This is a genomic window from Shewanella sp. DNRA4 (genome assembly GCF_012843185.1).
Classification (GTDB): domain Bacteria; phylum Pseudomonadota; class Gammaproteobacteria; order Enterobacterales; family Shewanellaceae; genus Shewanella; species Shewanella xiamenensis.
Genome location: NZ_JABAIP010000006.1, coordinates 57,055 through 80,862 on the forward strand (window position 1 = coordinate 57,055; position 23,808 = coordinate 80,862).

A 23,808-nucleotide genomic window follows, 5' to 3' on the forward strand; every position below is an offset into this window, starting at 1 on the left:
GCCTACTTATCGCCAGCGAGTAATTCGAGAGTGATATCTTCAAAGGTTAATACGCGTCCACCGTATTCCTTTGCAAAGGCTTCGGCGGCGGCTTTAGTGCTAAAAGGTGCGACTGCTGGCCCCATCACGGCTTTTTTACTGGTGCCATAAACATAAAATGCGCTGGCGGCATCGATAAAGGCGCCATCGTCAGGCTGTTCCCAATCGGTTGTCGCGGCGTCATGCACCATCATGTAAGCAATTTGTCTTTTATTTTCAGGCTGTAAGGCAAAGTTAAACATATCGCGGCTAGAGCAAAACTTAGGCACCATCTTCTCGGCCTTAAGGTGTACTTGACCCTTTGGTCCAGGGTATTTAGTGATCACCATACCGCATAGGTGGCAACGATCATGCTCGTGGATCATCTCGGCTTTGTGTTGGTGATCGGTCGCTTCGCTCTTATTGCAGCCTAATAACAAAGGAGCGAGTAGTAACAACCCAAAGAACTTTTTCATGCTGTTAATCCTTTGAAAAATATCAACGCCTCGCCAAGGCACCTTGCAGGGACAGACCTCTTGCGACGAGGGTTGATAAAAAAATGGTTCATCAAAGGCCGAGGCCTTAGTACATCGTTAAATCGCGTAGTTTTGGCCCGCTAACAGGATAAAGAGTCGTAGACACATCATCCCTACTACCGCACACATTCCCGACATATAAAACGCTTTGGCCGAATGGCTAAAATGTTTACCCGTCGCAAAGTTCAGTAGCAGTGGCGCGGCAAAGCCGATACCCACAACACCAATCCAAAATACGCTTGCCCACACACCTTCATGGAAGGCGGCAAAAGCAAATTGACCACCGGCATTACCCGTTAATAGTGCTGTCGCGATCATAAAAATAAACATGGCTTCGGCGAACATAATCGGCCACTCAGCGCCGTGCAGAATCTTCATTTCGCCGCTGTGCAAGGGCTCTTTAAATAACCACACCGCCAGCATTTTGGCTGAAGCGCCACCCGCGGATAGACCCGAGGCAATAAACAGCGCAGGGAGTACCGAGGTGTTGATCAGCGGGAAGCGGATCAGCGCAGAAATCAAGAAGCCTGTGTAAGCACACACTGATAACGCCAGTATTAAAACGAGCGCTTCCATTGGGCGTCTAAAGCCTTTTAACTTGGCAATAATCGGCGCTAAAAACTTCAATTGTGGGATGGCCATCAGCTCTTTTTCGAGGGCTAAAAGTGCCACCACTGCCACTAACGGGATATACACCGACAGCGCAATAACACCAATCGACATCACAGAATTTAAGTTATAAAACACCAAAATTCGCCAGAAGAATAAGGGGTTAGTCAAGTCGAGTACCAGACATAACATCCCTAAGCTAATGGTTACAAAGGACAGCAAAGTCGCGGCTTTTAAGAAGGCGGTATTTTCAACCTGGCCTAGGTAAAAACGCAGCGCCAGCGCAATGGTTAACGCCCCGCCCGAAATCCCCGCAAAAAATAAATACACTGCAATCGGCCAAGGCCAAGCAACGCCTTGGGATAAGCCGAGGGTAAATTCCATACTGGTATCCATATTTACACTCCCAGTTTGACGATTGGTATGTAACGTAAGCTCGGCTCAGTACCAAACTGCGGTTTAATCCGCACTGAGTCTTTTACCGCCAATAACTTACTCACATAGGACTGAGGATCATTGGCATCACCAAAGATCAGCGCGTCGTACTTACAGCTCTGCACGCATGCCGGTAGCTCGCCCTTAGACAGCTTGCTATGCAAACAGAAGTCACAGTTATCCGCCACATCCGTCTCTTTGTTGATGTAACGAGCGTTGTAAGGGCAAGCACCAATACAGTACTTACAACCCGCACATTTGCTCGCATCCATAGTCACGATGCCCGTTTTCGCGTCGCGGTGCGCCGCGCCCGTTGGACAAACCGTGACACAGGGGGCGTTTTTACACTGCTGGCAGGAAACCCGCACAAACTTACGCTCACAGTCGCAACTCATCTTGCCGCAATGAGGGCAGGCTTGACCTTCAACACGACCACTTTGCTGCTCAAGGATCACCCGAGAAACACCCGCGGGTAAGTTGTTTGCTTGGTTACAGGCGGTTTTACAATCACCACAACCGACACATTTATTTTGGTCAAAGACCATGACGTAATGGGACTTATGGGCGCTGTCAGCATCTTCTTTGACCGAACAACCCGCTAAAGGTGTTAACATCAAAGAGCACATGCCAGCGCTTTTAAGGAACCTCCGTCTCTCTATATTTTCACTCACAACATCCTCCATCTATCGGTTTTATACCGACGTTTTTATTTATATCGTTATCGTTCCTACATGCCTGAAAATGGCTAGCGACTTGATTAATATCCACTTTCATTCAATTTGCTTTGAGCCTTGCCAATGGCGTTTAAAATGGCCTCACGATTAATCTCTGCCGTTGGCTGTGACAGTAGTGCCTGCCAATGGTCTATCGCCTCTTGGTAACGCCCATGAAGATACGCATCGGTGGCCTGTAACATGCGGGTCTGCGGCTCAAAGGGCGCAAACGCCAAGATCTGTGCAATCAGCGCTTGGGTTTGCGGCGTCATTTGGCGACCATCGCGGTAATAGAGTGCATTCGCTTTAGCACCGAGCACCTCGGCATCCTCTCCCACCAACGCAAGCAACTTGTCCCAGGTCTGCACCGCATCGCTATATAAACCACCCGCGCTATAGGCCTGGGCAAGTGACATCAATGCCAGCGGGTTTTGTGGTTGATCGTCAACTAGGCGAACGGCTTTGGTAATGTCGGCTGCCACTAAGTAGTCAATATGTTCATTGACTATGCCCTTATCCCAATCCTGATAACGCCCCGTTTGGCTGTAGATAGCGAGCGTCATGGCAAGCAATACACCACTGCACAGCACTGGCAACCCAGGGGAGACTAAAGGCAGCCCCGCAACGGTTTGCTGTTGATTTAAGCGTGCGTGTTGCCAAAATATCCAAGCAACAAATCCGCTTAATAGGAGTGCGATGGTGAACCCTAAACTTGCCATACCTAACCTCTTTGCTTGCCGCTCCAAGCTTATGACTGAGCGAACAAAACCGAACGCTCAGTCCCCGATGTTTGCTCTTAGTGAGCAGGCATCATGCCCATCATGCGGGCTTCTTTTTTCTCACTTGGCTTTTCGATATTTTTCAGTTCGATTTCAAAGATCAAGGTAGATTGCGGTGGAATTTCACCCACAAATTCATTGCCATAGGCTAAGTTTGCTGGGATAACAAAGCGGTATTTAGAGCCCATAGGCATCAGTTTTAAGCCTTCTTCCCAACCAGGGATTACCGTCATTAAGGCAAAACGCGTAGGGTCTTTGCGGCCAACGGTATTTTCAAATTCAGTACCATCGATAAGCTTGCCAACGTATTCAACGGTGACCACGTCCTCAGGATTAGGTTTGTTACCGGTACCTTGGGTTAACACTTCATATTGCAGGCCAGATTCAGTCACAATCACGCCAGCTTTCTTTTTGTTTTCAGCAAGAAAGGCTTCACCCGCCTTGGTATTTTCAGCAGCTAATTTTTCAGCGTTGGCTTTTCTCACTTGATTTAATTCTTCGGCGCGTTGATTGAGATACGTCACCACTTCTTCATCGGTTAATTGCTGTTGTTTTTTCAGCGCGTCCACAAAACCTTGAACCACTAAGTCCACATTCACTTCTGCGCCCAGTTCCACTTGGTTATAAACCTGGCCAGAAATGTAGTTACCGACAGAGGCACCGATACTGTAAGACGCTTTATCTGCATCGGTTTTAAGGCTTGGGGCGGCAAAGCTCGCCATAGACACAAACAGTGCAGCGCAGGTCGCCACTGTGATGGTTTTTGGGATAAAAGACGTTGGCATAGATGTTTTCATTTTATGTTCTCTACAATTTAGCCCTGGGGCTTGGTGCGTTAGCCGAAAACGTATGGACATTGCCCATAACCGATTAATATATTTATTTGATTACTAGGGTTTTTCTGTTGCTCTTCCAGACATGCGCCAACCGAAAATGCCATCGGCCATATGGCGTACACCGGTGTAACCTAGCTTCATGGTTTCCCGTGCAGCCATGTTGCTGGCGGTACAAAGGCGGTTAGCGCAATAGAACACCATCACCGCATCTTTATTCTTTGGAAGTAACTCTCTCCAATTTTGAACATTGAAAAAAACCGCCCCGGGGATAAAACCTTCCGCCCAGATTTCCAGCGTGTTTACGTCGAAAAAATAAACCCCTTGCTTACCGACTAAGGTCTCTGCTTCCCGCATGGAAATAGGATTCAACTGAATTTCGTTATAGGGTGCTTCAGAAATATCAGAACCGCCCCCTGCAATGGCTGGAAGGCTGATGCCACCCAAGCTCAGTGCCATTAAGCCGCCTATCAGGCTTTGTCGGATCACGTTATTCATTATTTGGCCTCGTATATTCCCCGGCACGGATGTGCCGGGGACAAGTTAGACTCGAGTCGAACTAGATTTTCTGTGCGCTCAGACCTTTACCATCGATAATGGCTTGGGCTTGAGTGACATAGGTTAAGGCTGCATCGAGACGTTTCAGTGAGTAAGTTGGGCCGTGCGCACCCCATGAGCCGTCAGCCTTGATCAGGCGAACAACATCTTGGGCTTTGTCGGTCAACATCAGCACTTGCGTCTTGTCTTCTACCGACAGCTTGGTGACTTCTAACAGCTTGTCGATACGGGCAAGGGCTTGTTCTACTTGGGCAAAAGTTTCTTTAACTGGTTTTTGCCACTTTTGAACTTCGCCGTAGATTTCCATCTGGTCTTCAAAGTGCAGACCCACTTCAAGTTCAGATTGGAACTGGCTGTGACAACCTTTGTTTTCCACTACATCGTGGTCTGAAGCCGAAGTACGAGCACAGGTCCACATCAAGTCGAGGTAGTTGTAGCCGTTTTCATCTTTCGCCACAGTCCAACCTTTGGTCGTCGCATCGCGAGACTTACCTTCTGGTGGGTTAAGGGTCTTACGCAGTGGATCGACATCAATCTTCCACATGTGTGACTTACGAACGTTGTCGAAGCCCGCCATATCTGGGAATTGGATCGCAGTGAAGTTTTCACAGCTTCCCATGTTTGGCATGTGACAGCTTTGACAAGTTTGGTTGCTGTGGGTGTTGGTGTTCTTAGCAATCTCGGCTTGAGCCGTATGACACTCAGTACACTCTTTGATGATTTTTGGTTTAGTAATGCCTGACTTCCAATCACCATCGGTCACTTCGTGAGGATCGTGACAGGTTGAACAACGCATACCTTTGTCATAGTGAGCAGAGGCAAACATTTGTGAACCTTCAGTACCACAAGATGGGCAAGAAGATTTCATCTTCACGTTGAAGGCATATTCCAGCTTCTCTTTACCCTGTGGCGTTTCAGCTAACTCTTCAACAAAGTTGAAGCGTTGGTGACAACGTTCACAGTTAGATGGCATACCGCCACCAATACCGCCGTCTAAGTGGCCGCCTGCGCCATGACACTCTTCACAGGTAATCCCTTTAGAAATCGTGTGTTTTTGCAGCTCTTTCGGGTTACCTAAAGCAGCAAAGAATTCATCTTTCGTTTGGAAGTCAAACTTGAAGCTATGGCACATTTCGCAATAGGAGCTAGCAGGTTGGAATAGGAATTCCTTCTCATACTTAGCACCGTATGAGCTCATGCCCCATTGGTGTGAACCGCTGGTACCAAAATCTTCCATTTTGACGGGGAAACTTGGAATAGCTTTGTTAATTTTTGCAGCCATTTCAGGAGTTAACCACTCAGCCCAACCGCGGGAGAATTGGTTACCACCAGCGACCATAGTACCAGTGCCATCTTTCAACAGACCGTCTTTCACATGGTAAGTACCGCGCACTAGGTAGGCGTCGATAAAACCATATTTAGTCCGTGGCGTACCCACAGTCGCGTAGATAGCGTCTGGCGTAATACCCGATGGCAGAATCGTGGTATCTTTGGTGGTATACATGGTTTTTTTCAGGTCGTTATCGACTTCTGGATGTTCGCCAGGGAAGCGAATCGTCTTAGAGTGACGTGAACGTCTCCATTTTTCGTATTGCGGGCCATGACACTCACCGCATTTTTCTGGGCCCACAAACTTGTTAGGGAAATCTAAAATCGATTTTGCCCCTAAACGGTATTGCAGTGCTTTTGGACGCTGACCATCGTTATAAGAGCTATAACGTACAGCGGTGCCATCGGTTGAGTTCACTTCTTTACTGTGTTTACTGTAAGCAACACTGTCACCACCGTGTAAATATTCTTCACCACGGTCACTGACTTTATAAGTGCCTTTTAAACGACCTTCTGCGTCATATTTAAAAACTGGGTGATTTTCAAATAGAAAATCAAACAATTCTTGCTCTTGAACAATATAATCCTGCAGTGTTTTAACACCACGGGATTTCTCCATTAAATTTTCATTTAAATTGGGGTTAGCCAAGATATCTTGAGTATAGTGAGTTTGTTGTTTATTACCCACACCAGGGACCACTTTACCATCCGATTTAGCATCGGATGCGATTGTGGTAGCGCTTACGGCAGAACCTAAACAAAACAGCACGCCTAAGGCTGTTTTGGTTTTCCATCGCTTCATCATTCACTCCTAATTTATCATTAGTTTTATATTTTCCACTGAACCTAACTGTTCACTGAACGACATAAACAATTGACCAGTGACGGCATAATGAATGAGAGAAAAAGCAAAAAATCTGCGCTAGAGCACATTAAATTTTGATTCAGAAATCAATAGAGATAAAAATCAAAAAATACATATAAATCATAAATTTGATAAAATTTTATTAGTGATTTTTTAGATTTTAAATCTGTTTTTTTACATCTAAAAAAACCTAAAAACAGCTTTGATTTTTCAAAAAGAACCAAAGCCAAATATGACAATTTTAATACCGAGACAGATCACATTCCTTCCGTTAAAACTCAGTTACCCTGCAAGCCAATCGTGGAATGGGTAAAGACTTCACATCTAACTTACCTAGATAAAAACAAATAAGTCTGTACCGATTAACCGCTAAAAAAATAACCTCTCATTAATTTCAGTATTAATGTAAATCGATAACTAATGCCATGCAGGAAATATCAATGATAAATATGATTCCAGAAATAGGGCACATATTGCTAATCATGAGTACTGTTTTTGCATTATTGTCGGCGACGAATCATTTAATTGGTAGTTACCGGAATAATTTCTACCTAATCCACTTTGGCAATAAATTATTTTACGCACTATTTATTACCTTATTTGCCGCACTGTGTAGCTTAATATTTAGCTTTATTAGCGATGATTTTTCAGTCGCCTATGTTGCCAACCATTCTAATAGTCAACTCGCTGTGGGCTATAAAATTGCGGCCGTGTGGGGCAGCCATGAAGGCTCAATGTTATTTTGGGTATTCGCCATTGCCCTGTGGGGCGCAGTGATCAATTGGCGCCAAGCAACAAATAAGGTTAATCTCGATAGTGCCAGTTTACAGGCTGATAAGGCTTACTTTGGCAGAGTCCTCGCTATTTTGGCCTTAGTGATCCTCGGCTTTAATTTGTTTTTACTCTTTACCTCCAATCCCTTTGCCCGCTTGCTACCGAATATTCCAGTCGAAGGGCGCGACCTTAACCCCATATTGCAGGACATAGGCTTAATACTGCATCCACCTATGCTGTTTTTGGGTTATGTCGGGCTAACGGTTTGCTTTGCCGCAGCACTGACATCGTTACTGGGAGGAAAGTTACCGACTCGCCACCTCGAATACATGCGCCCTTGGGTGCTATTGGCGTGGATTTTCCTCACAGGGGGCAATGCCTTTGGTTCTTGGTGGGCTTATAACGAACTGGGCTGGGGCGGTTGGTGGTTTTGGGATCCCGTTGAAAACGCGTCATTTATTCCTTGGCTGGTCGCGACCGCGCTGGTGCATTCTTTAGTGCTCACCCGAAAAACACAGGGCTTTACCATTACCACACTGTTTTTATGTTTATTAGCATTCTCCCTCAGTTTGTTAGGCAGCTTTTTGGTGCGTTCCGGTATCGTGCAATCAGTACATGCCTTTGCTGCTGACCCAACCAGAGGTATGTCAATCCTATGTTTATTAGTGCTTTTTGTTGGTGCGGCCCTATTTATTTTTGCGATAAAAGCCCCCGCACTGAGACGAGAAGTCACCCATGCGCTATTAAGCAAAGAGACCTTTTTACTGCTTGGGGTGATCGTGCTGGTAGTCGCGGCTTTTTCCGTACTACTTGGCACCTTTTACCCCCTGATATATGAGCTGTTAAACCTAGGTACTTTGTCGGTGGGCGCACCTTATTTTAATGCGATTTTTGTCCCATTGACCTTTATCGCTGTCGTCTTAATGGGCCTCGCCCCGCTACTCAATTGGGGACAATCCACCCACAAACCACTCAAGGTATTGGCCGTCCCCACTGTAGCCATTGCCATTATTGCAGCAGTGCTGGGTTATCAAACGAAAGGCGATGGCGCATTATTCCTCGTCCTTGGCAGTGCCAGCGCGTTATTTTTATTGTTATGCCTTGGTTTGAGTCTAAAGATGATACTCAAGCCACCACGCGGCGCTCCAGAACGCTTACCCACAGCACGACCAATCCAGCCGTCAGCATCAAAGCGCGCAAGGGTCGCCATGATGCTCGGACACTTCGGGGTTGTAGTGACGATTATCGGCGCAACATCGGTGTCTTTTTTCGAACAGGAAGCCCTGCTACGAATGGGGCCAGGCCAAGGTAAACCGTTAGCGGATTATGTGCTGGTGTATGAGAGTACCGAGCAAGTTGAGAGCCAAAGTTTTACTGCTATTCAGGCCAATATCAGTGTACGCGATGCCAAGCAGGACGATCGAGTACTGGGCTATATCCAACCACAAAGACAAACCTTTAAAAGCAATGGTATGGAGATGTCCCACGCGGGCATCGACCACGGTTTTTGGCGCGATATTTACGTCTCAATGGGACTGCAACTGAGCAACACTGAGTACCTGATCCGCATTAGCTATAAACCATTGGCAACTTGGATTTGGCTAGGCGCCATGTTGATGATGCTCGCAGGAGCAATCGCTGCGTGGCCCGTCAGACAAGTTCGCCATGTCGAACACACAGAAGCACTGAGGGCAGCAGGTACCCCTCAGCTAGGGAGACTATAACCCCATGAATCCATTATTTCGCTCCCCCTATTTGAGTTTATTGTTTTGGTTGTTGTCACTCATCCTCTGTTTTGGCGGGACAACCTTTCTCGCGACGGCACAGGAAAGCTCGGATATGGGCACATCCTATCAGCAACAGGCAATAGCGATCAGCAAAGTGCTGCGTTGCCCGATGGCGACCAACCAAACCTTATTCGAGTCGCAGGCACCTATCGCCCATGAGCTCAAGGGGCAAATTTTTTCGCTGCTAGAACAAGGCTATAAACGGGATGAGATCCTCGATTTTATGGTGCAGCGCTACGGTGAAAAAATTCGTTATCAGCCGGAATTAAAACCCTCAACACTGGCGCTTTGGCTAGGTCCGCTGGCGTTATTAATCATAGGGTTAGGCTTAGGTCTTACCCTGATAAAACGCAAGTCACCTTCCGCTAACAACGCGACTCGCTCAGTTTGAATATAAGGATAAACCCATGAAATCATCCACAGCCAAGCTCACCCTCCTTTGCACTTCATTGCTGCTGAGCTGCGTCGTGCAGGCCCATTCTCTGCAAAACAAACTCTATGACACTGGCGAAGCAATTCCAAAACCACGAGTCATGACGGGCTTTATTGAGATGCAACATGCCCGCGGGATACCCGAAGTGCCTTTTATGGATGAAGCAGGGCAAGCACAAAGCCTCAAGCAACATCAAGGTAAGCTTACGCTAGTCAATCTCTGGGCAACCTGGTGTGTCCCTTGTTTAAGGGAAATCCCCGAGCTGCAAAAACTACAACAGCAATTTGCCGATAAAAAAATCGCTATTGTGCCAATTTCAATTGATGAAGAGATAAAAGAAGTACGCCCGTTTCTTAATCAGCATGGTTTTAATCAATACAGCACTTGGCTCGACCCCAACAAAAATATCGAGCAGATCATTCCTGCCAATGTGGTTCCTGCGACTTATTTATTTGATGCAAAAGGTAATCTTGTTGGGTTTGTTCGTGGCTATTTAGATTGGTCTGACAAAGAGGTTGCCCCTTATTTGGATAAGCTGATCGCCAAATACGCGCAATAAGCCGTTAACCCAGCGGTCAATGACGAGGTCTTTAGTGACTTAGTCCGTGCCAGTTAATCAAATCTCCATTCGGTGTCCACCCTAATCTTTGCCGAAACCCGCTGCTCCCCGATTTGGCAGCGGGTATTTTTTACTTCAAGGCCAGCACACTTTGTATTCTGCGCCACCTTTCTTTAGAATTGCCGCAGTTATCCATGAATCGATTTCACCAATCTATTTGTAAAACCTATTGATAAAATCTAAGGCACTCCGATGAAACTCAGCTGTTTAACTCAACCTATTTATGACCACTTGTATCGTGATATCAGTGAGTTTCGCAGTACCTTCGACCTCGCCGTCAACGATGCCAGCTCATTGGATGATAAGGCTGACACCTTACATACTTCGCTGATTATTGAAGAGTTAACTGAACTTGCCGAAGCCGATAGCCGTATCGAACAAGCCGATGCCATTGTCGATTCAGTGTATGTATTGATGGGGCGTTTAGTGCACTTAGGCGCCGAGCACATGCATGACAAATTAGAAATCAGCTACCTTATCGACTTGCTGCTGTGTGTCGCCAAAAACCGTGAAATTGACTTTATCGCCTGCTGGGACGAAGTCCATTCGAGCAATATGAGCAAAGTGTGCCGCAACGAGCAAGAGCTAGCCGAAACCATTGCTTTTTATGCCGAGCAAGGCGTTGACATCGTCGGCAGTAAAAAGGGCGAATTTATCATCGCCAAATGCGCTAAAGATGTAGAAATGGCCGGTAAAGTCGTGCGCCAAGGCAAGGTATTAAAGTCGGTGTACTATCGCCCAGCGGATTTAACTCAGTTAGTAAAAGCGTAAAACCGCAAACCTAGGCTGCACAGCATGCAGCCTAGGCATCTTCCCTTAGTCCGACGTATCTTGCTCAGCATCCTTTCGGTATTCCAAAATATCCCCCGGCTGACAGGCTAAGTATTCACAGATACTCGCCAAGGTATCAAAACGCACCCCTTTGACTTTGCCCCGCTTAAGCAAGGACAAGTTAGCCTCGGTAATGCCTACGGCCTTGGCAAGCTCTTTAGAACTCACCTTTCGCATCGCCATCATGACGTCTAAATTAACGATAATATTCAAGATCAAACAAACTCTTTGTTTTCCGCCTCATAATCGCGGGCGGCTTTAAGCAAATACACGATAAGCAACATCAATAAAATCGTGGTGATATTGCCAAAATCAAGCACTAATTCGATGCGACCATTCTCAAAAAATGACTGATGATAATAGCCTATGCCTAAGTTTTGTAGCATTTCAAACACTAAAGCGGCGGCTTTCAGCCATACGAGCCACAAGTAACATTTCATACTCTCATCACTGAAAAATAACCCCCGTTGATAGCAGGATAAGAGCCGTTGTAGCCAATAAACACCGACTAAAAATGATATAAATAATGGGGTTAGCATGACGAGCAACAGGTTTCGGTTAGCGTTCGGCAAGTTCCACAGTTCGAGGAACAGGGAATTACTGGTATTGAAGCGGATTTCATCATAGGCCCAATAGCTATAAAGCAGATGGGCGATAATCGCCACAGCAGACAAGAGCACCAGCCAGCGACAAAAGCCACTGATTTTTATTAATTTTTTAAAATTTTGATTCATCCACTCACCCAAACATCATCCCAAGCCGTTCATAGCGAACGAATACCAGTATAATCCTTCGACAAAAAATATTACAAAGAAATATAATTTTATTGTTTTACGATAATTAATTTTCGTATTAGCATAATGTCAATTTTCCTAAACTAAGGTTACGACAATGCAAAAATTTCCTTTTACGAGTCAGTTATGCAGTGCTGCCATTGCCGCCGCACTGCTGCTGACGGGTTGCACTACGGCGGATGTTCGCAACGAGCAACCTCAAGTTGCCGCGACGCAGCAAACCGAGGCGCCGCTCATTCCTATCGAAAACTTCTTCAATGAGCAAAGCATTCGCCATCTAAAAATGTCCGACGATGGCAAGTGGCTTGCCTTTGTGAAGGAGTACCAAGGAGCCAGCAATATCTTCCTGATGGAAGATAAGGCCGACCTTGCCAGTGCCACACCACTGACCAAATCGGTAGAACCCATCCGCGCCTTCGAATGGTCCGCCAAGGGTAATGACTTATTCTTTATGAAGGACAAAGGCGGTAACGAAAATACGCAAATTTATAAGCTGAGTTTTGAGGAAAAAGCTGGCAAGATCACCGCCAAAGAGCAGCGCTTAACCCATAAGGACGATGTGCAATATAGCGTTCTCGAGCAGGTAAAAGACAATCCCGATTTGTTGGTTGTTCAAGCCAACCACGACGATTCGAGCCGCATGGATATTTATCTGCTCAATATCAACGACGGCAAGTTAACCCCTATCCTGAAGAACGAGCAGAGCTTTACTCAGGTGAAATTTAACAAGCAGGGTCAACCTGTGATTGCCAGCAGCAGTAATCTCGATAACACCAATGCCTTGTATGTGCTGATCGACGGTAAGTGGCGCAAGATCATTCAAAGTGCCAAGGGTGAGAGCATCGATATTCTTAAAGTGAATGATGCCCAAAAACTCGCCTATATCAGCGCCAATATCGGCGATCGCGATAAGCAGGAATTGCTGAAAGTCGATCTGATGACGGGTAAATATGAAACCATTCACAAGGATCCCGATAACGAGGCCGACGTCTTTGGGGTACAGTTTAGCGACGCAGGTGAGCCCTTAGCAGTTGGTTACTATGGTGGACGCTTACGGGTTTATCCCTTAAATGCCGAGTTTGCCCGTCATTGGGATGTGATAAATCGTCATTTTAATCAAGATGTTGAAATCACGATTGGCGAGATGAACGAGAAAACCCATCTGTGGCAAATTCATGTCGCCAGCGACCGAGCCGCAGGCGCTGACTATCAATACAATGCCACCACGGGGGATATCCACCTGTTAGTGGATATTCCGGCCAGCATTCCAGCTGATCAACTCTCGCCACGCCAATCGATTGTGTATACCGCTCGGGATGGCGTGAAAATCCAAGCTTATTTAACGCTACCGAAAGGCAAACAGACTCAGCTACCGACCATTATCCTGCCCCATGGCGGCCCTTGGGCACGGGATTTTTGGACGCTCGACTCGGGCTACTTCCACGCGATTGCCCAGTTCTATGCCAACCGTGGTTATGCCGTATTACAACCTAACTTCCGTGCCTCGACGGGTTTCGGTAAGAAGTTCTTAAACTTAGGCAACCGTAACTGGGGGATTGGCAGCATGCAGCACGATCTCACCGATGGTGCCAATTACTTAGTCGAACAGGGTATTGCCGATAAACAGCGTTTAGGGATCTTCGGCGCCTCCTACGGTGGTTATGCGGCACTGTCTGGCGCGACTTTTACACCTGACTTGTACCATGCTGTGATCGCCTATGTAGGGCCATCGAGCCTAGTGACACTGATGAATTCCTTCCCCGACTACTGGCGTCCCTATTTAGGCCAATGGTTTGAGTCGGTTGGCGACCCGCAAATTGCCGAGCAGAAGCAAGATATGGAAAATCGCTCACCAATTAACTATGTCGATAATATCAAGGCGCCATTGATGCTGATCCAAGGGGCGAACGATCCACGCGTCACGCAAATTGAGTCGGATAATATCGCCAAGAAGATGTATCAAAAGTCTTTACCCGTTAAGTACGTACTGGCAAAAGACGAAGGACATGGCTTTAGTAAACGTGCCAACAAGCTAGCCTCGATTGTCGCCACCGAACAGTTTTTTGCTGAGCATTTAGGTGGGCGTGTCGACACCAATGTGGATCCTGAAATTCTAAAACACTTAGACAGCTTGAACGTCGATATCAGTAAGCTCTAAACTTTTGCCGCCTTTACCAAGGAAGAGAAAGGCGGCAAACTAGCCTAGATTTTATACATAAGCTCACCTTCAGCCCTCAAGATCATGCCGGATAACGAGCAGAAAACCGCAACAATCTATACTTAAAGATGAAATATTTCAGTTGGTTAGGGATAAATAATGAATCCAGCAAAGGTTGTCAGAACCCAAGTAAAACAATTAACGGATTTACCGAATATTGGTAAAGCGAGCGCGGCGGATCTACGTCTGCTCGGCATAGAGACGCCAGTGCAATTGCTTGGGAGAAATCCCTATGAAATGTATCAAACCCTGTGTGACAAAACGGGGCAAATCCACGATCCCTGCATGCTCGATGTGTTTATTTCGATTACCCGCTTTATGGCGGGCGACGATCCTCAACCTTGGTGGTTTTATACCGAGGAGCGCAAACAGGCACTCACTCGTCCTTAATTTGAATGGCCTTGTTCCTGCGGTGATTCAAGGGATGCAGTTACAACCGAACTATCAGGGTCATCCCTTAACCATTCGCGCCAGATAGCGACTAACAGCGCCATCAACACGGGGCCGACAAACAGACCCACAAAGCCCATGGTTTTCACCCCACCAATCAAGCCGAAAAAAGTCGGTAAGAAAGGCAGCTTAATAGGCCCACCAACCAGATTAGGGCGCAGGGTTTTATCGACGATAAACAGCTCGATACTGCCCCAGAGGAATAAGCCGACCCCAGCGGTCATATCGCCAGTGCCGACTAAGTATAGTGAGATCAGGGTGAACATGGTTGGCGCGCCGCCGGGCACTAAGGCCATAAACGCGGTCAACACCCCAAAGGCCACGGCCGAAGGCACACCCGCAATCCAGTAGGCAATCCCCAGCACTATGCCCTCACCGATGGCGATAAGCGTCATGCCGATAACGGTTGAACTTACCGTCGCGGGCACCACGCGGGAAAAGCGATACCAGCGGGCGGGTAGAATACGCTCACCGACAATATCAATCTGCTTCGCCACCGACGCGCCATCTTTATATAAGAAAAATAAGGTGATCAGCATAAACAACAAGGTCAGCAGCAAGCCTAAAGTATTCCAGCCCAATTGCAGCACCCAACGGGAAATGCCTGTCAAATTCTGGCCGCTAATTGCACTGACTATCTTGCCCAGTTCATGGGGTTCACCGATAAACTGTTGCCATTGCTGGGTAAACCACGCACCAACCCAAGGTAAATCCTTAATCCAAAGGGGAACGGGCGCGCCATGCTGGTTAGCATACACCAACCATTCAGCCCATATCCTAATCTCTTGTAAAGCATAGGAAAAAACAAATATCAGCGGCGTAATTAGCCCGACAATAATCAAAACTAACGCGATAGTGGCAGACAGCGCCGAGCGACCACCGCATTTAACCAATAATTTTTGATACAGCGGCCAACTGGAGAAGCAGACGATCAGGGCGGCCAAGGCGGGAACTAAAAAATCGATAAAAAAGAAAACACCAGCACACAGCAATAAAATCAATAGGGTACGACCCACCGCAGCATTACTGATAATCTGTGCCATCCACATACTCCCACAATAGAATCCAACAACAAGGTGGAAAACTCGGCAGAGTGCCAAGCAACAACCAGCCTTTGGGTGTTCCCCATTTTGTTAGCCAGTTTATTGCGCAGTGCTTTCCATGGGCAACGACATTTAACAAAAGCGTGAGTAGTGTATCAGTGGTGCTTGCATCCCCAAAGGTATTCAAATGTCTCGAAGGCCAAATGGCTGAAAATCCTTATGGCGCGGCCTTGAGCCTTGGAATTAACAGTAGATGCAGGCTTTGCGCCTGTAACTATTTATTGGATATTAAACCCAAAGCCTAAAGCCAATTGCCGTGTCAGTTCGGCTGCGGGAATCGTTCGGCAACCACTGGCATTTTGCCCGCACCACAGCGGACTAAAATCGCCAAATCCTTGTCGCTCCGCCGCCGTCCTTAAGCCTGCAACCGCTGAAGATGCCAAGGGGAAATCCGGTACAGCCTCATTTATCGGCCCCATTTCAGCCATAAAACGGTTTACTATGCCGCGGGCGGGGCGGCCAGAAAATAAGTTCGTCAGCGCCGTATGTTGCGCCGCCTCACTTTGCAACGCTTCACGATGGATTGCACTGGTATTGCACTCGGGGCAGAGTAAATAGGCTGTTCCCACTTGCACCGCCGAGGCGCCCATCGCCATGGCGGCGCGCACTGTGGTGACATCGACAATGCCGCCGGCGGCAATCACAGGAATATCCACCGCCGCAATCACCTGCGGTAATAGACTAAAAGTCCCTTGCTGCTCGGTTAAATCCTCGGATAAAAAGTGTCCTCTGTGCCCACCCGCCTCTAGACCTTGGGCAATAATCGCATCGGCGCCGTGGGCCTCAAGCCAAAGTGCCTCCTCGACAGTAGTCGCCGTAGAGATAACTTTTGAGCCCCAGGATTTGATTTCCAGCAGCAATTCTTCATCGGGCAGCCCAAAATGAAAACTCACCACCTCGGGCTTAAATTTGGCTAACACTTCGGCCTGCGCCTTGCTGTAGGGTGTTCGCTGCGCGCCAGCAGGCTGCGCGTTTGGATCGAGCTTAAATTCCGCAAAATAGGGTGCTAACTGTTCGAGCCAACTCGCTTGCTTGGTCGCCTGTGGCAGAGGCTCGCTATGGCAAAAGAAGTTCACATTGATAGGTTTAGTCGTGTTAGCTCGAATTTCGGTTAACTCAGCTTCAAGCGCCTCGAGGGATAACATGGCGCAAGGTAATGAACCTAAACCCCCCGTCTCAGACACGGCGATAGCAAGTGTACTGCCTTGCACTCCAGCCATAGGCGCTTGAATAATCGGAAATTCAATCCCAAATAATCGTGTAAGTCGACACGGCATACTTCACCTCCTTTGAACTTAATCCTGCTGTCACTCACTCCGCAGCAGTTACTCACTCCGAGACCGCCAGCTTAAACAACGATTACCACCAAACTGAGTGGTATTTATCACAATCTACCAGAAAACTGCACGCAACTTATAGTATTTGCCAAATATTGAAAATCGGTAAATTGGGTTAGATCATAAAATGTCATGCGTTAAGGGATATTTAAGTCTAATTAAAAGTAAAAATAATATCGGCATAATTTAAATTACATTTGTATCATAATGCAAAACACATATTGACCTTATTAAAATAAAACCCGTGATATCAACCGCACTAAGCGATAAAAAAACTATTTAGGTTACATTAAATACTTTATGATTCGCCCCCATTTTTTGGAGGCCATATGTTAATAAAATCCAGTCTATTTTCGACGTTCAATATTAATCGAATAATTATCTGCTTACTCTTGATGTTTACCACATCCGTTGCCTATGCAAAAAAAGATGATAATGACGATGAAATCACCCTTGGCCGCACCATATTACTCGGCATTGGCGATCATCCTGCAACCATTCCGTTAGTTATTTGCCGACAGGCAAAATACATCAAAATCAAGGCCGAAAGAGATGTGAGTATCGATCGCGTTGTCGTCACCTATGGGGATGATAAAACCCGCACCATCAAATTTGATACCGATATCGAGAAAGATGAACACTCGGAATGGAAATCATTAGGCACCCGCCGCTGTGTTAAAAAAATTGAAGTATATGGAAACTCAGATCGTAGTAAAGCAGGGATTAAAGTATTAGGACGTAAATAACCTATTACCTTAAAAATTAAATATCCATTAGGAGCTTAAATTGAAACATTTGCGTTTATTTACGCTAGTCACCTTAATGACATTAGGGTTAAGCGGCTGTATTACCTTTCCAACGGCAGAATCTAGCCATGTTAAAGTGATTTGGAATAATCCTGCAGCGCTAAATAACTGTGTCCATAAGGGCACTATTTTCGGCTCGGAAGGGCATTTTTATGACTATTGGCTCCACAGTGACCAAGATATGGTGTGGGGAACATTGAATGAAATGCGCATCAAAGCACATAAACTGAATGCAGATACTGTTTATCTATATGAAAATTTTGGATTTTTAAGTTCAGTCACTTTAATGGGTAATGCCTACGATTGCTCACAGGTTCCGCTGATAGACAAGCCAGCGTCTGAGCCAGATGCAGCAGCCAATTCTAGCGAAATAAGCGAAGCGCCAAAGCAATAAGCACGCGCTTTTAAGTCGCTAAAAAGCGTAAGCGTAAAATAGCCCGCCAATGTGCGGGCTTCTTATTGGAACAATAACAATATTGGGTAACGCTGTTAGAACAGGTAATCGGCACCTAAGCTGACAAACAATGCTAAACCCGCCCAATTATTATTGAGGAAGGCTTTAAAGCAAGGGGCTCTTTCACGGCCAAAAATCAGCATCTGCTGGTAGGTGCTAAAGCCAACAAAGGTGAGCAATCCTAAGCCATAGAGCAAACCACGGTCGGCGCTCCAACCCGCGGCAACAAAGCATAAAAGCGCGGCAATTTGAAATAATCCAATGATTTGACGGTCGTATTGGCCAAAAAGAATGGCGGTTGATTTGATACCGACTTTTAAATCATCATCCCTATCGACCATGGCGTACATAGTGTCGTAGGCCACGGTCCAAAACCAATTCGCCGCAAATAACCACCAGGCTTCGATGGGCACTTCACCGGTTTGCGCCGCATAGGCCATGGGGATAGACCAGCTCCATACCACACCCAAAAACATCTGCGGCATGTTTGTTACCCGCTTAGTAAAGGGGTAAATAATGGTGAGGATAATGCCCACGACGGATAATTTAACCACTAAACCATTGAGCAGTAAGACTAAACCAAAAGCGGCTAAACCTAAGATCACAAACAGTAATAACGCTTCTTTGGTGCTAATTTCGCCGCTGGCGAGGGGGCGGGATTTAGTACGTTCAACGTGGGAGTCGAGATCGCGATCGGCATAGTCGTTAATAATGCAGCCACAGGCACGCATAATCACCACACCAATAATGAAGATAATGAGTACCTTAAGATCGGGCATACCACCTGCTGCTAGCACCAGCGCCATCAAACACGGCCAGAGTAATAACAAGGTGCCGATAGGGCGGTCGAGTCGAGTCAGGCGGGAATACACGTCCCACTTCTGCTTTAGATTCATTAACTAACTACTCCCAAACCTAATTTTTTATCTCGGTTGCTAGGGTAAACATCATATACCCTAGCCCCCTTTTAAGCGAATTTGCATAGGCTGAAACTGTCACAAAATCATGACATTCATACCAATCAACGCGCCTCTAAGCGCGCGTAAGCGACCACCAGCCACTTGCTGCCAAAATCACTAAAATTCACCTGTACCCGCGCCTGTGCGCCACTGCCTTCAAAGTTTGTTACTTTGCCGTCACCAAACTTTGGATGATGCACTCTTTGGCCGACGCTAAAGCCAGTATCGTTGGCGACCGCCGACTTTTGCGCACTGAAGCGATTATTGGCCATCGGCGTCGACACCTGCGCCTTTAAGCGAATTTCGTCCACATATTGCGGCGGGATTTCCTTAATAAAGCGCGATGGACGGGCGTAATCTTCACGGCCATAAATACGGCGGGACTCGGCATAGGTGATATAGAGTTTTTCCATCGCGCGGGTCATGCCCACGTAACAGAGGCGGCGTTCCTCATCGAGTCTGTCGCCCTCTTCGAGCGCCATCTTACTCGGGAAAATCCCCTCCTCGACACCCGCCATAAACACCATAGTAAACTCCAGCCCCTTGGCCGAGTGCAGTGTCATCAGCTGTACTGCATCGGTAAAGGCGTCGGCCTGACCTTCGCCCGCCTCTAGGGCCGCATGGGATAAGAAGGCGTTAAGCTCGCCCATATCCTCAAGTTCCTCTGGCATTTCGAAGGTGCGCGCGGCGGTGACGAGTTCCTCTAAGTTTTCGATACGAGCGTGGGCCTTTTCGCCCTTTTCAGCTTCGTACATGGCTTTGAGGCCCGAAGCTTGGATCACTGTGTCCGTCATCCGGTACAGCGCCATATCCTGGGTTTCTTCCTGTAGGGTGACGATAAGATCCATAAAACCACGTACCGCAGAGGCTGCGCGGCCCGCAAGCACTTTTTCATCCAGCAGCCGTAAACAGGCCTGCCATAACGTGAGCTCTTGCTGACGCGCGGTAGTGCGTAAAATATCTAGAGTGCGATCGCCAATGCCACGGGGCGGTGTATTAACCACCCGCTCGAAGGCGGCATCATCATTTTTATTGCTGATAAGCCGCATATAACCCATAGCGTCTTTAATCTCTTGGCGTTCGAAGAAGCGCAGGCCACCGTAAATACGATAAGCTAAACCTTTGTGCAATAAGGCTTCTTCGAGCACGCGCGACTGGGCGTTTGAGCGATAGAGAATCGCGCAATCACTTAAATTGCCGCCTTTTTCGTACCAGTCATTGATACGGCCGACAATAAAGCGCGCCTCGTCCATTTCGTTAAAGGCACAGTAGAGGGAAATCGGCTCACCATCGGCTTCGTCGGTCCACAGCTCTTTACCTAAACGCTCGGGGTTATTGGCAATAAGGGCGTTCGACGCCTTCAAAATATTGCCCTTGGAGCGGTAGTTTTGTTCGAGGCGAATCGTAGTCGCCGTCGGGAAATCCCGCAGGAAGCGGTGCAAGTTTTCAACCTGAGCGCCGCGCCAACCGTAAATGGATTGGTCGTCGTCACCCACTATCATCACGTTAGCCGTTTGACCGGCGAGCACTCTAATCCAAGCATATTGAATGGCGTTGGTATCTTGGAACTCGTCCACCAAAATATGTTTAAAACGTTCTTGATAATGCGCCAGCAAATGCGGCTTATTGAGCCAAAGCTCGTGGGCACGCAGCAGGATTTCGGCAAAATCGACAAGGCCTGCGCGATCGCAAGATTCTTGATAAACCTGATAAATTTTTAAAAGATTCTGCTCAATCGGAAAACCACCCGCATCGATATGCTTAGGCCGTAATCCTTGGTCTTTCTTGCCATTGATATAACCCTGCGCTTGGCGAGGTGGATATTGTTTTTCATCCAGATTCAAACTTTTAAGGATGCGTTTCAGCAAACGCAGCTGATCGTCCGAATCAAGAATTTGGAAGCTTTGCGGTAAGCCCGCATCTTGGAAGTGAGTGCGTAATAAACGATGCGCCAGCCCGTGGAAGGTGCCAATCCACATCCGCCCCATATTGGTACCCGCGACTTTTTCTACCCGCTCGCGCATCTCGGCCGCAGCTTTATTGGTAAACGTCACGGCTAAAATCGAGTAAGGACTCTGCTGTTCAACCTGCATTAACCACGCGATACGGTGGGTTAATACCCGCGTTTTACCACTGCCTGCGCCCGCAAGCACTAACATGCTAGATTGCGGTGCCGCGACAGCCTCGCGCTGTTTATCATTTAGGCCGTCTAGTAAAGAAGATACGTCCATTCTCGCCTCCAAAAAATCGAGGGGGCATTATAACAGAAGAAATCCCACCTGCGCGCCTGATCCATAAGACAAGAGGCATAAGCCAAGAACCACGAGACAGTAGCCATAAGATGATCGGTATGGCACAGTCCATTCTTAAGCACTGTCATTGCCGCAATGCTTGTGAGCGGGAATCCAGCTTTTCGGTAGCAGATCTTTGTCTCGAGTAGGAATTAAACAAAGACACAGCGGTATTAATTACTCATAGAAAGGGTGTTCATCATTCTGTTTCAACGATTAAGCACTACCATTTCAGTGACACGCCGTGAATATGTCCCTATAGGCTCGACGACGGCATCTGATGTAAAAGGATTTACGAATGTCGCGATCACATGGATGTGAAAGAGCGACCATGTCACGGACGGTCACTTACATGCCAGCACTTAATCTTGCCAACCCCTACAGTAATCTGACCCCTTCTTACAAGCATGCACTCTGAAAATTTAACAATGGGTGGGTCGTTAACTCCTCGAACAGCACAAGTTCAGAGACAATCCAAAATTAAGTACCGATAGATTAAATTAACAACCGACTCAACCAATCATAATGATTAATTTTAATCTAATAAGTTTCTCTACCCTTTTTAATACTAGAAATGATTCTTTCCAAAACATCTACGCCCTTTCTAACGGCTTCATTTCTGCGAATATACTCTATTTCGCCTATAAACTTTTCTTTTGATCTCAATGCTTTTGTATACAACTCATTACACGCATGTTCAAAATTAACTTTGTTACCCCTATTAAAATTAGGATAAACCTGTTGATAAACATCCTCATACTTCAACACTTGCCTAAACATAAAACCATCTTCATCTATGGACATCAAAATGGAGTGCGCTTTTGCAAAATATGAATATGATTCCTGAGAGTTCCTCTTATGTACCAAGGACTTCAAAATATACAATCTAGCCTGTTGAGTATCAATATTCTGTGTGTGATAGTCGTGTTTTTTTTCGGCATGCAGATATGCAGTATCAAGACAGACCTGAGCATCTTCAAGATTGTTAAAGCTTAATTTACACATAGCATATTGAACCCAGTAGTGTGGATGATTCAAAAGCCAAGTGCATCTCCTTTTAAGCTCCATATAATAACCATCAATAGCTCTTTGTTTCTGGGGAATCAGTTTTTCAACCTGATTAAAACGGAGCAACTTTTTAAAGACTTCATTTAAATCGCGATCAAGATCCGCCCTACTGTTCAACCTCTCCGCCAAACCAAGACAGAACTCAACAATGTAATTCTCAGAGAAAAATGAGTTTATTATAAAAAGTGACAACACACTAGAATTTGCTTTAATTATGCCGCGTTCAGACTTATACATTAATTTGAAAGATGCATTATTCCTAAACTCAGATTTGTAAATACTTTCGTCATCTGCAACTTCAGCAACAATACTGTTGCTTTTTTCAACACCGAACGCATCACACAAACATAATGCGAATAAAGTTGTTTTAAAATTGCTATTGGACTTTAGGTCATTTACTAAAGACTCAATCCTTTTAGATATATCCGGACTTTTGAGCAACCCAACTAGCACCCCTGATAATTGATTGCTATATATTTCCCGTATTAATTCATCTTTTTTTGCATGACTCTCAGCAGAGAATTCTCTCCAAAGGTTTGAGTCATCTATCATTCTTATAAGATTCGTGCGTTCATCTTCTTCTAAAAGATCAACCGAAAAGTCATGAATGTCCAATTCTGACCATTTAAATTTTTCGTCAATAAAAGCTATATTTGGAGTTCTATCGCAAAGAACTAAATTTACATTCTCTGGCTTTATTGTTAAAAAAATATTTAAAAAATCTGTGAACCTGTGAGCATTATCAATAAACAGATAATGTCTTTCTTTGTTATCCGCGATGAAGTAATCTAAGTCTTGCGTCGGATTAAAATCTTCTGAGGCCAAGTTCCAACAATTATACCCTTCCCTTGTAAGAGACTTGGCAAGGACATCAACCAGCATAGATTTACCATTACCAAGGTCACTGTGTATTAATATATTATTTCCACTTATCAGTTGTCTCTTTATAATTTCAACCGAACATCTCTTAAATATAAAAGGATCTATAAAATCATTTGAAATAACAGAATCAATCATTTCTTTTTTATAATAACCAAACAGCAGCAAATTTCGTGAGTCTTCCTCAGTTACCACTGGAGGTGTCTTACACAAGTCATATTTATCAAATGACTTTGGAAAAATTTCAATCGAGGTGTTTGGCTCATCACACTGAACTGAACTCAATATGTCGGCAAAACCACCCACGCCAATCTTGAACACTCTGCCATA

The 23,808-nt window shown here is 46.1% G+C and carries 22 protein-coding genes; 8 read left to right on the forward strand and 14 right to left on the reverse strand.

The window, feature by feature from the left end:
* Positions 1-2: 2 nt before the first annotated feature.
* From HG547_RS07970 to sirA, 7 genes are all read right to left on the reverse strand, one after another.
* Entirely contained in the window at positions 3-494 is a 492-nt protein-coding gene (locus HG547_RS07970; RefSeq protein ID WP_037413896.1) for a nitrous oxide reductase accessory protein NosL, read from the reverse strand.
* Between the two features lie 117 nt (positions 495-611).
* The gene (nrfD, locus tag HG547_RS07975) at positions 612-1,559 is read right to left on the reverse strand and encodes an NrfD/PsrC family molybdoenzyme membrane anchor subunit (RefSeq protein WP_037427338.1); all 948 of its coding nucleotides are present in this window, start codon (positions 1,557-1,559) and stop codon (positions 612-614) included.
* A 2-nt stretch (positions 1,560-1,561) separates the two neighbouring features.
* The gene (locus tag HG547_RS07980) at positions 1,562-2,269 is read right to left on the reverse strand and encodes a 4Fe-4S dicluster domain-containing protein (protein ID WP_037427340.1); all 708 of its coding nucleotides are present in this window, start codon (positions 2,267-2,269) and stop codon (positions 1,562-1,564) included.
* An 86-nt stretch (positions 2,270-2,355) separates the two neighbouring features.
* Complete coding sequence (locus HG547_RS07985) at positions 2,356-3,030, reverse strand: nitrite reductase (RefSeq protein WP_169547547.1); 675 nt, start codon at positions 3,028-3,030, stop codon at positions 2,356-2,358.
* A 77-nt stretch (positions 3,031-3,107) separates the two neighbouring features.
* Complete coding sequence (locus tag HG547_RS07990; protein WP_037413888.1) at positions 3,108-3,887, reverse strand: FKBP-type peptidyl-prolyl cis-trans isomerase; 780 nt, start codon at positions 3,885-3,887, stop codon at positions 3,108-3,110.
* Positions 3,888-3,980: 93 nt separating this feature from the next.
* Positions 3,981-4,421: a rhodanese-like domain-containing protein gene (locus HG547_RS07995; protein WP_037413886.1), complete on the reverse strand. Its 441-nt coding sequence runs from the start codon at positions 4,419-4,421 to the stop codon at positions 3,981-3,983.
* A gap of 61 nt (positions 4,422-4,482) precedes the next feature.
* Positions 4,483-6,612: a dissimilatory sulfite reductase SirA gene (gene sirA / locus HG547_RS08000; protein WP_037413884.1), complete on the reverse strand. Its 2,130-nt coding sequence runs from the start codon at positions 6,610-6,612 to the stop codon at positions 4,483-4,485.
* Positions 6,613-7,115: 503 nt separating this feature from the next.
* Between sirA and HG547_RS08005 the strand changes: the two genes are divergently transcribed.
* The 4 genes from HG547_RS08005 to HG547_RS08020 all read left to right on the forward strand — a co-directional run bounded on the left by HG547_RS08005 (position 7,116) and on the right by HG547_RS08020 (position 11,059).
* Positions 7,116-9,173, forward strand: a complete 2,058-nt coding sequence (locus tag HG547_RS08005) for a heme lyase CcmF/NrfE family subunit (protein ID WP_169547548.1) — start codon at positions 7,116-7,118, stop codon at positions 9,171-9,173.
* A gap of 4 nt (positions 9,174-9,177) precedes the next feature.
* A complete protein-coding gene (locus HG547_RS08010; RefSeq protein WP_037413880.1) occupies positions 9,178-9,627 on the forward strand; it encodes a cytochrome c-type biogenesis protein in 450 nt (149 codons plus the stop codon).
* A 16-nt stretch (positions 9,628-9,643) separates the two neighbouring features.
* Positions 9,644-10,228, forward strand: coding sequence for a TlpA disulfide reductase family protein (locus HG547_RS08015; protein WP_037413878.1), 585 nt, complete (start codon positions 9,644-9,646; stop codon positions 10,226-10,228).
* A 252-nt stretch (positions 10,229-10,480) separates the two neighbouring features.
* A complete protein-coding gene (locus tag HG547_RS08020) occupies positions 10,481-11,059 on the forward strand; it encodes a nucleoside triphosphate pyrophosphohydrolase family protein (protein ID WP_037413877.1) in 579 nt (192 codons plus the stop codon).
* 45 nt (positions 11,060-11,104) lie between these two features.
* On the opposite strand, the gene HG547_RS08025 is transcribed toward HG547_RS08020, so the two are convergent.
* Together HG547_RS08025 and HG547_RS08030 are read right to left on the reverse strand one after the other, a co-directional pair.
* Positions 11,105-11,332: a helix-turn-helix transcriptional regulator gene (locus tag HG547_RS08025; RefSeq protein WP_039978987.1), complete on the reverse strand. Its 228-nt coding sequence runs from the start codon at positions 11,330-11,332 to the stop codon at positions 11,105-11,107.
* Between the two features lie 2 nt (positions 11,333-11,334).
* Positions 11,335-11,853: a DUF2975 domain-containing protein gene (locus HG547_RS08030; protein ID WP_169547549.1), complete on the reverse strand. Its 519-nt coding sequence runs from the start codon at positions 11,851-11,853 to the stop codon at positions 11,335-11,337.
* Between the two features lie 157 nt (positions 11,854-12,010).
* On the opposite strand from HG547_RS08030, the gene HG547_RS08035 reads away from it, so the two are divergent.
* Together HG547_RS08035 and HG547_RS08040 are read left to right on the forward strand one after the other, a co-directional pair.
* Positions 12,011-14,071 (forward strand): prolyl oligopeptidase family serine peptidase, encoded by a 2,061-nt coding sequence (locus HG547_RS08035; RefSeq protein WP_169547550.1) that lies wholly within the window; start codon positions 12,011-12,013, stop codon positions 14,069-14,071.
* 159 nt (positions 14,072-14,230) lie between these two features.
* Entirely contained in the window at positions 14,231-14,521 is a 291-nt protein-coding gene (locus HG547_RS08040; protein WP_069453718.1) for a helix-hairpin-helix domain-containing protein, read from the forward strand.
* Here HG547_RS08040 and HG547_RS08045 read toward each other — a convergent pair.
* Together HG547_RS08045 and HG547_RS08050 are read right to left on the reverse strand one after the other, a co-directional pair.
* On the reverse strand, positions 14,518-15,624 hold the full coding sequence (locus HG547_RS08045; protein WP_069453719.1) for an AI-2E family transporter: 1,107 nt from the start codon (positions 15,622-15,624) through the stop codon (positions 14,518-14,520). The two genes, HG547_RS08040 and HG547_RS08045, sit on opposite strands and share 4 nt — an antisense overlap.
* A 278-nt stretch (positions 15,625-15,902) precedes the next feature.
* Positions 15,903-16,961, reverse strand: coding sequence for a nitronate monooxygenase (locus HG547_RS08050; RefSeq protein WP_169547551.1), 1,059 nt, complete (start codon positions 16,959-16,961; stop codon positions 15,903-15,905).
* Positions 16,962-17,350: 389 nt separating this feature from the next.
* On the opposite strand from HG547_RS08050, the gene HG547_RS08055 reads away from it, so the two are divergent.
* Together HG547_RS08055 and HG547_RS08060 are read left to right on the forward strand one after the other, a co-directional pair.
* Positions 17,351-17,767 carry a DUF2541 family protein gene (locus tag HG547_RS08055; protein WP_169547552.1) on the forward strand — a complete coding sequence of 139 codons (417 nt, stop codon included), beginning with the start codon at positions 17,351-17,353 and terminating at the stop codon, positions 17,765-17,767.
* Between the two features lie 40 nt (positions 17,768-17,807).
* On the forward strand, positions 17,808-18,221 hold the full coding sequence (locus HG547_RS08060; protein WP_169547553.1) for a DUF4156 domain-containing protein: 414 nt from the start codon (positions 17,808-17,810) through the stop codon (positions 18,219-18,221).
* Positions 18,222-18,316: 95 nt separating this feature from the next.
* Here the strand turns inward: HG547_RS08060 and ubiA are convergent, their stop codons facing one another.
* The 3 genes from ubiA to HG547_RS08075 all read right to left on the reverse strand — a co-directional run bounded on the left by ubiA (position 18,317) and on the right by HG547_RS08075 (position 23,799).
* A complete protein-coding gene (ubiA, locus tag HG547_RS08065; RefSeq protein WP_169547554.1) occupies positions 18,317-19,177 on the reverse strand; it encodes a 4-hydroxybenzoate octaprenyltransferase in 861 nt (286 codons plus the stop codon).
* Between the two features lie 125 nt (positions 19,178-19,302).
* Positions 19,303-21,471 carry a DNA helicase II gene (gene uvrD / locus HG547_RS08070; RefSeq protein ID WP_169547555.1) on the reverse strand — a complete coding sequence of 723 codons (2,169 nt, stop codon included), beginning with the start codon at positions 21,469-21,471 and terminating at the stop codon, positions 19,303-19,305.
* Between the two features lie 600 nt (positions 21,472-22,071).
* Positions 22,072-23,799, reverse strand: coding sequence for a hypothetical protein (locus HG547_RS08075; RefSeq protein ID WP_169547556.1), 1,728 nt, complete (start codon positions 23,797-23,799; stop codon positions 22,072-22,074).
* Positions 23,800-23,808 lie beyond the last annotated feature (9 nt).

Excerpts from the sequence above, each read along its gene's own strand:
- HG547_RS07970 (WP_037413896.1), bottom strand. The coding sequence starts at position 494 with ATGAAAAAGTTCTTTGGGTTGTTACTACTCGCTCCTTTGTTATTAGGC.
- nrfD (WP_037427338.1), bottom strand. The coding sequence starts at position 1,559 with ATGGATACCAGTATGGAATTTACCCTCGGCTTATCCCAAGGCGTTGCT.
- HG547_RS07985 (WP_169547547.1), bottom strand. The coding sequence starts at position 3,030 with ATGGCAAGTTTAGGGTTCACCATCGCACTCCTATTAAGCGGATTTGTT.
- HG547_RS07990 (WP_037413888.1), bottom strand. The coding sequence starts at position 3,887 with ATGAAAACATCTATGCCAACGTCTTTTATCCCAAAAACCATCACAGTG.
- HG547_RS07995 (WP_037413886.1), bottom strand. The coding sequence starts at position 4,421 with ATGAATAACGTGATCCGACAAAGCCTGATAGGCGGCTTAATGGCACTG.
- sirA (WP_037413884.1), bottom strand. The coding sequence starts at position 6,612 with ATGAAGCGATGGAAAACCAAAACAGCCTTAGGCGTGCTGTTTTGTTTA.
- HG547_RS08005 (WP_169547548.1), top strand. The coding sequence starts at position 7,116 with ATGATAAATATGATTCCAGAAATAGGGCACATATTGCTAATCATGAGT.
- HG547_RS08010 (WP_037413880.1), top strand. The coding sequence starts at position 9,178 with ATGAATCCATTATTTCGCTCCCCCTATTTGAGTTTATTGTTTTGGTTG.
- HG547_RS08015 (WP_037413878.1), top strand. The coding sequence starts at position 9,644 with ATGAAATCATCCACAGCCAAGCTCACCCTCCTTTGCACTTCATTGCTG.
- HG547_RS08020 (WP_037413877.1), top strand. The coding sequence starts at position 10,481 with ATGAAACTCAGCTGTTTAACTCAACCTATTTATGACCACTTGTATCGT.
- HG547_RS08030 (WP_169547549.1), bottom strand. The coding sequence starts at position 11,853 with ATGAATCAAAATTTTAAAAAATTAATAAAAATCAGTGGCTTTTGTCGC.
- HG547_RS08035 (WP_169547550.1), top strand. The coding sequence starts at position 12,011 with ATGCAAAAATTTCCTTTTACGAGTCAGTTATGCAGTGCTGCCATTGCC.
- HG547_RS08040 (WP_069453718.1), top strand. The coding sequence starts at position 14,231 with ATGAATCCAGCAAAGGTTGTCAGAACCCAAGTAAAACAATTAACGGAT.
- HG547_RS08045 (WP_069453719.1), bottom strand. The coding sequence starts at position 15,624 with ATGGCACAGATTATCAGTAATGCTGCGGTGGGTCGTACCCTATTGATT.
- HG547_RS08050 (WP_169547551.1), bottom strand. The coding sequence starts at position 16,961 with ATGCCGTGTCGACTTACACGATTATTTGGGATTGAATTTCCGATTATT.
- HG547_RS08055 (WP_169547552.1), top strand. The coding sequence starts at position 17,351 with ATGTTAATAAAATCCAGTCTATTTTCGACGTTCAATATTAATCGAATA.
- ubiA (WP_169547554.1), bottom strand. The coding sequence starts at position 19,177 with ATGAATCTAAAGCAGAAGTGGGACGTGTATTCCCGCCTGACTCGACTC.
- uvrD (WP_169547555.1), bottom strand. The coding sequence starts at position 21,471 with ATGGACGTATCTTCTTTACTAGACGGCCTAAATGATAAACAGCGCGAG.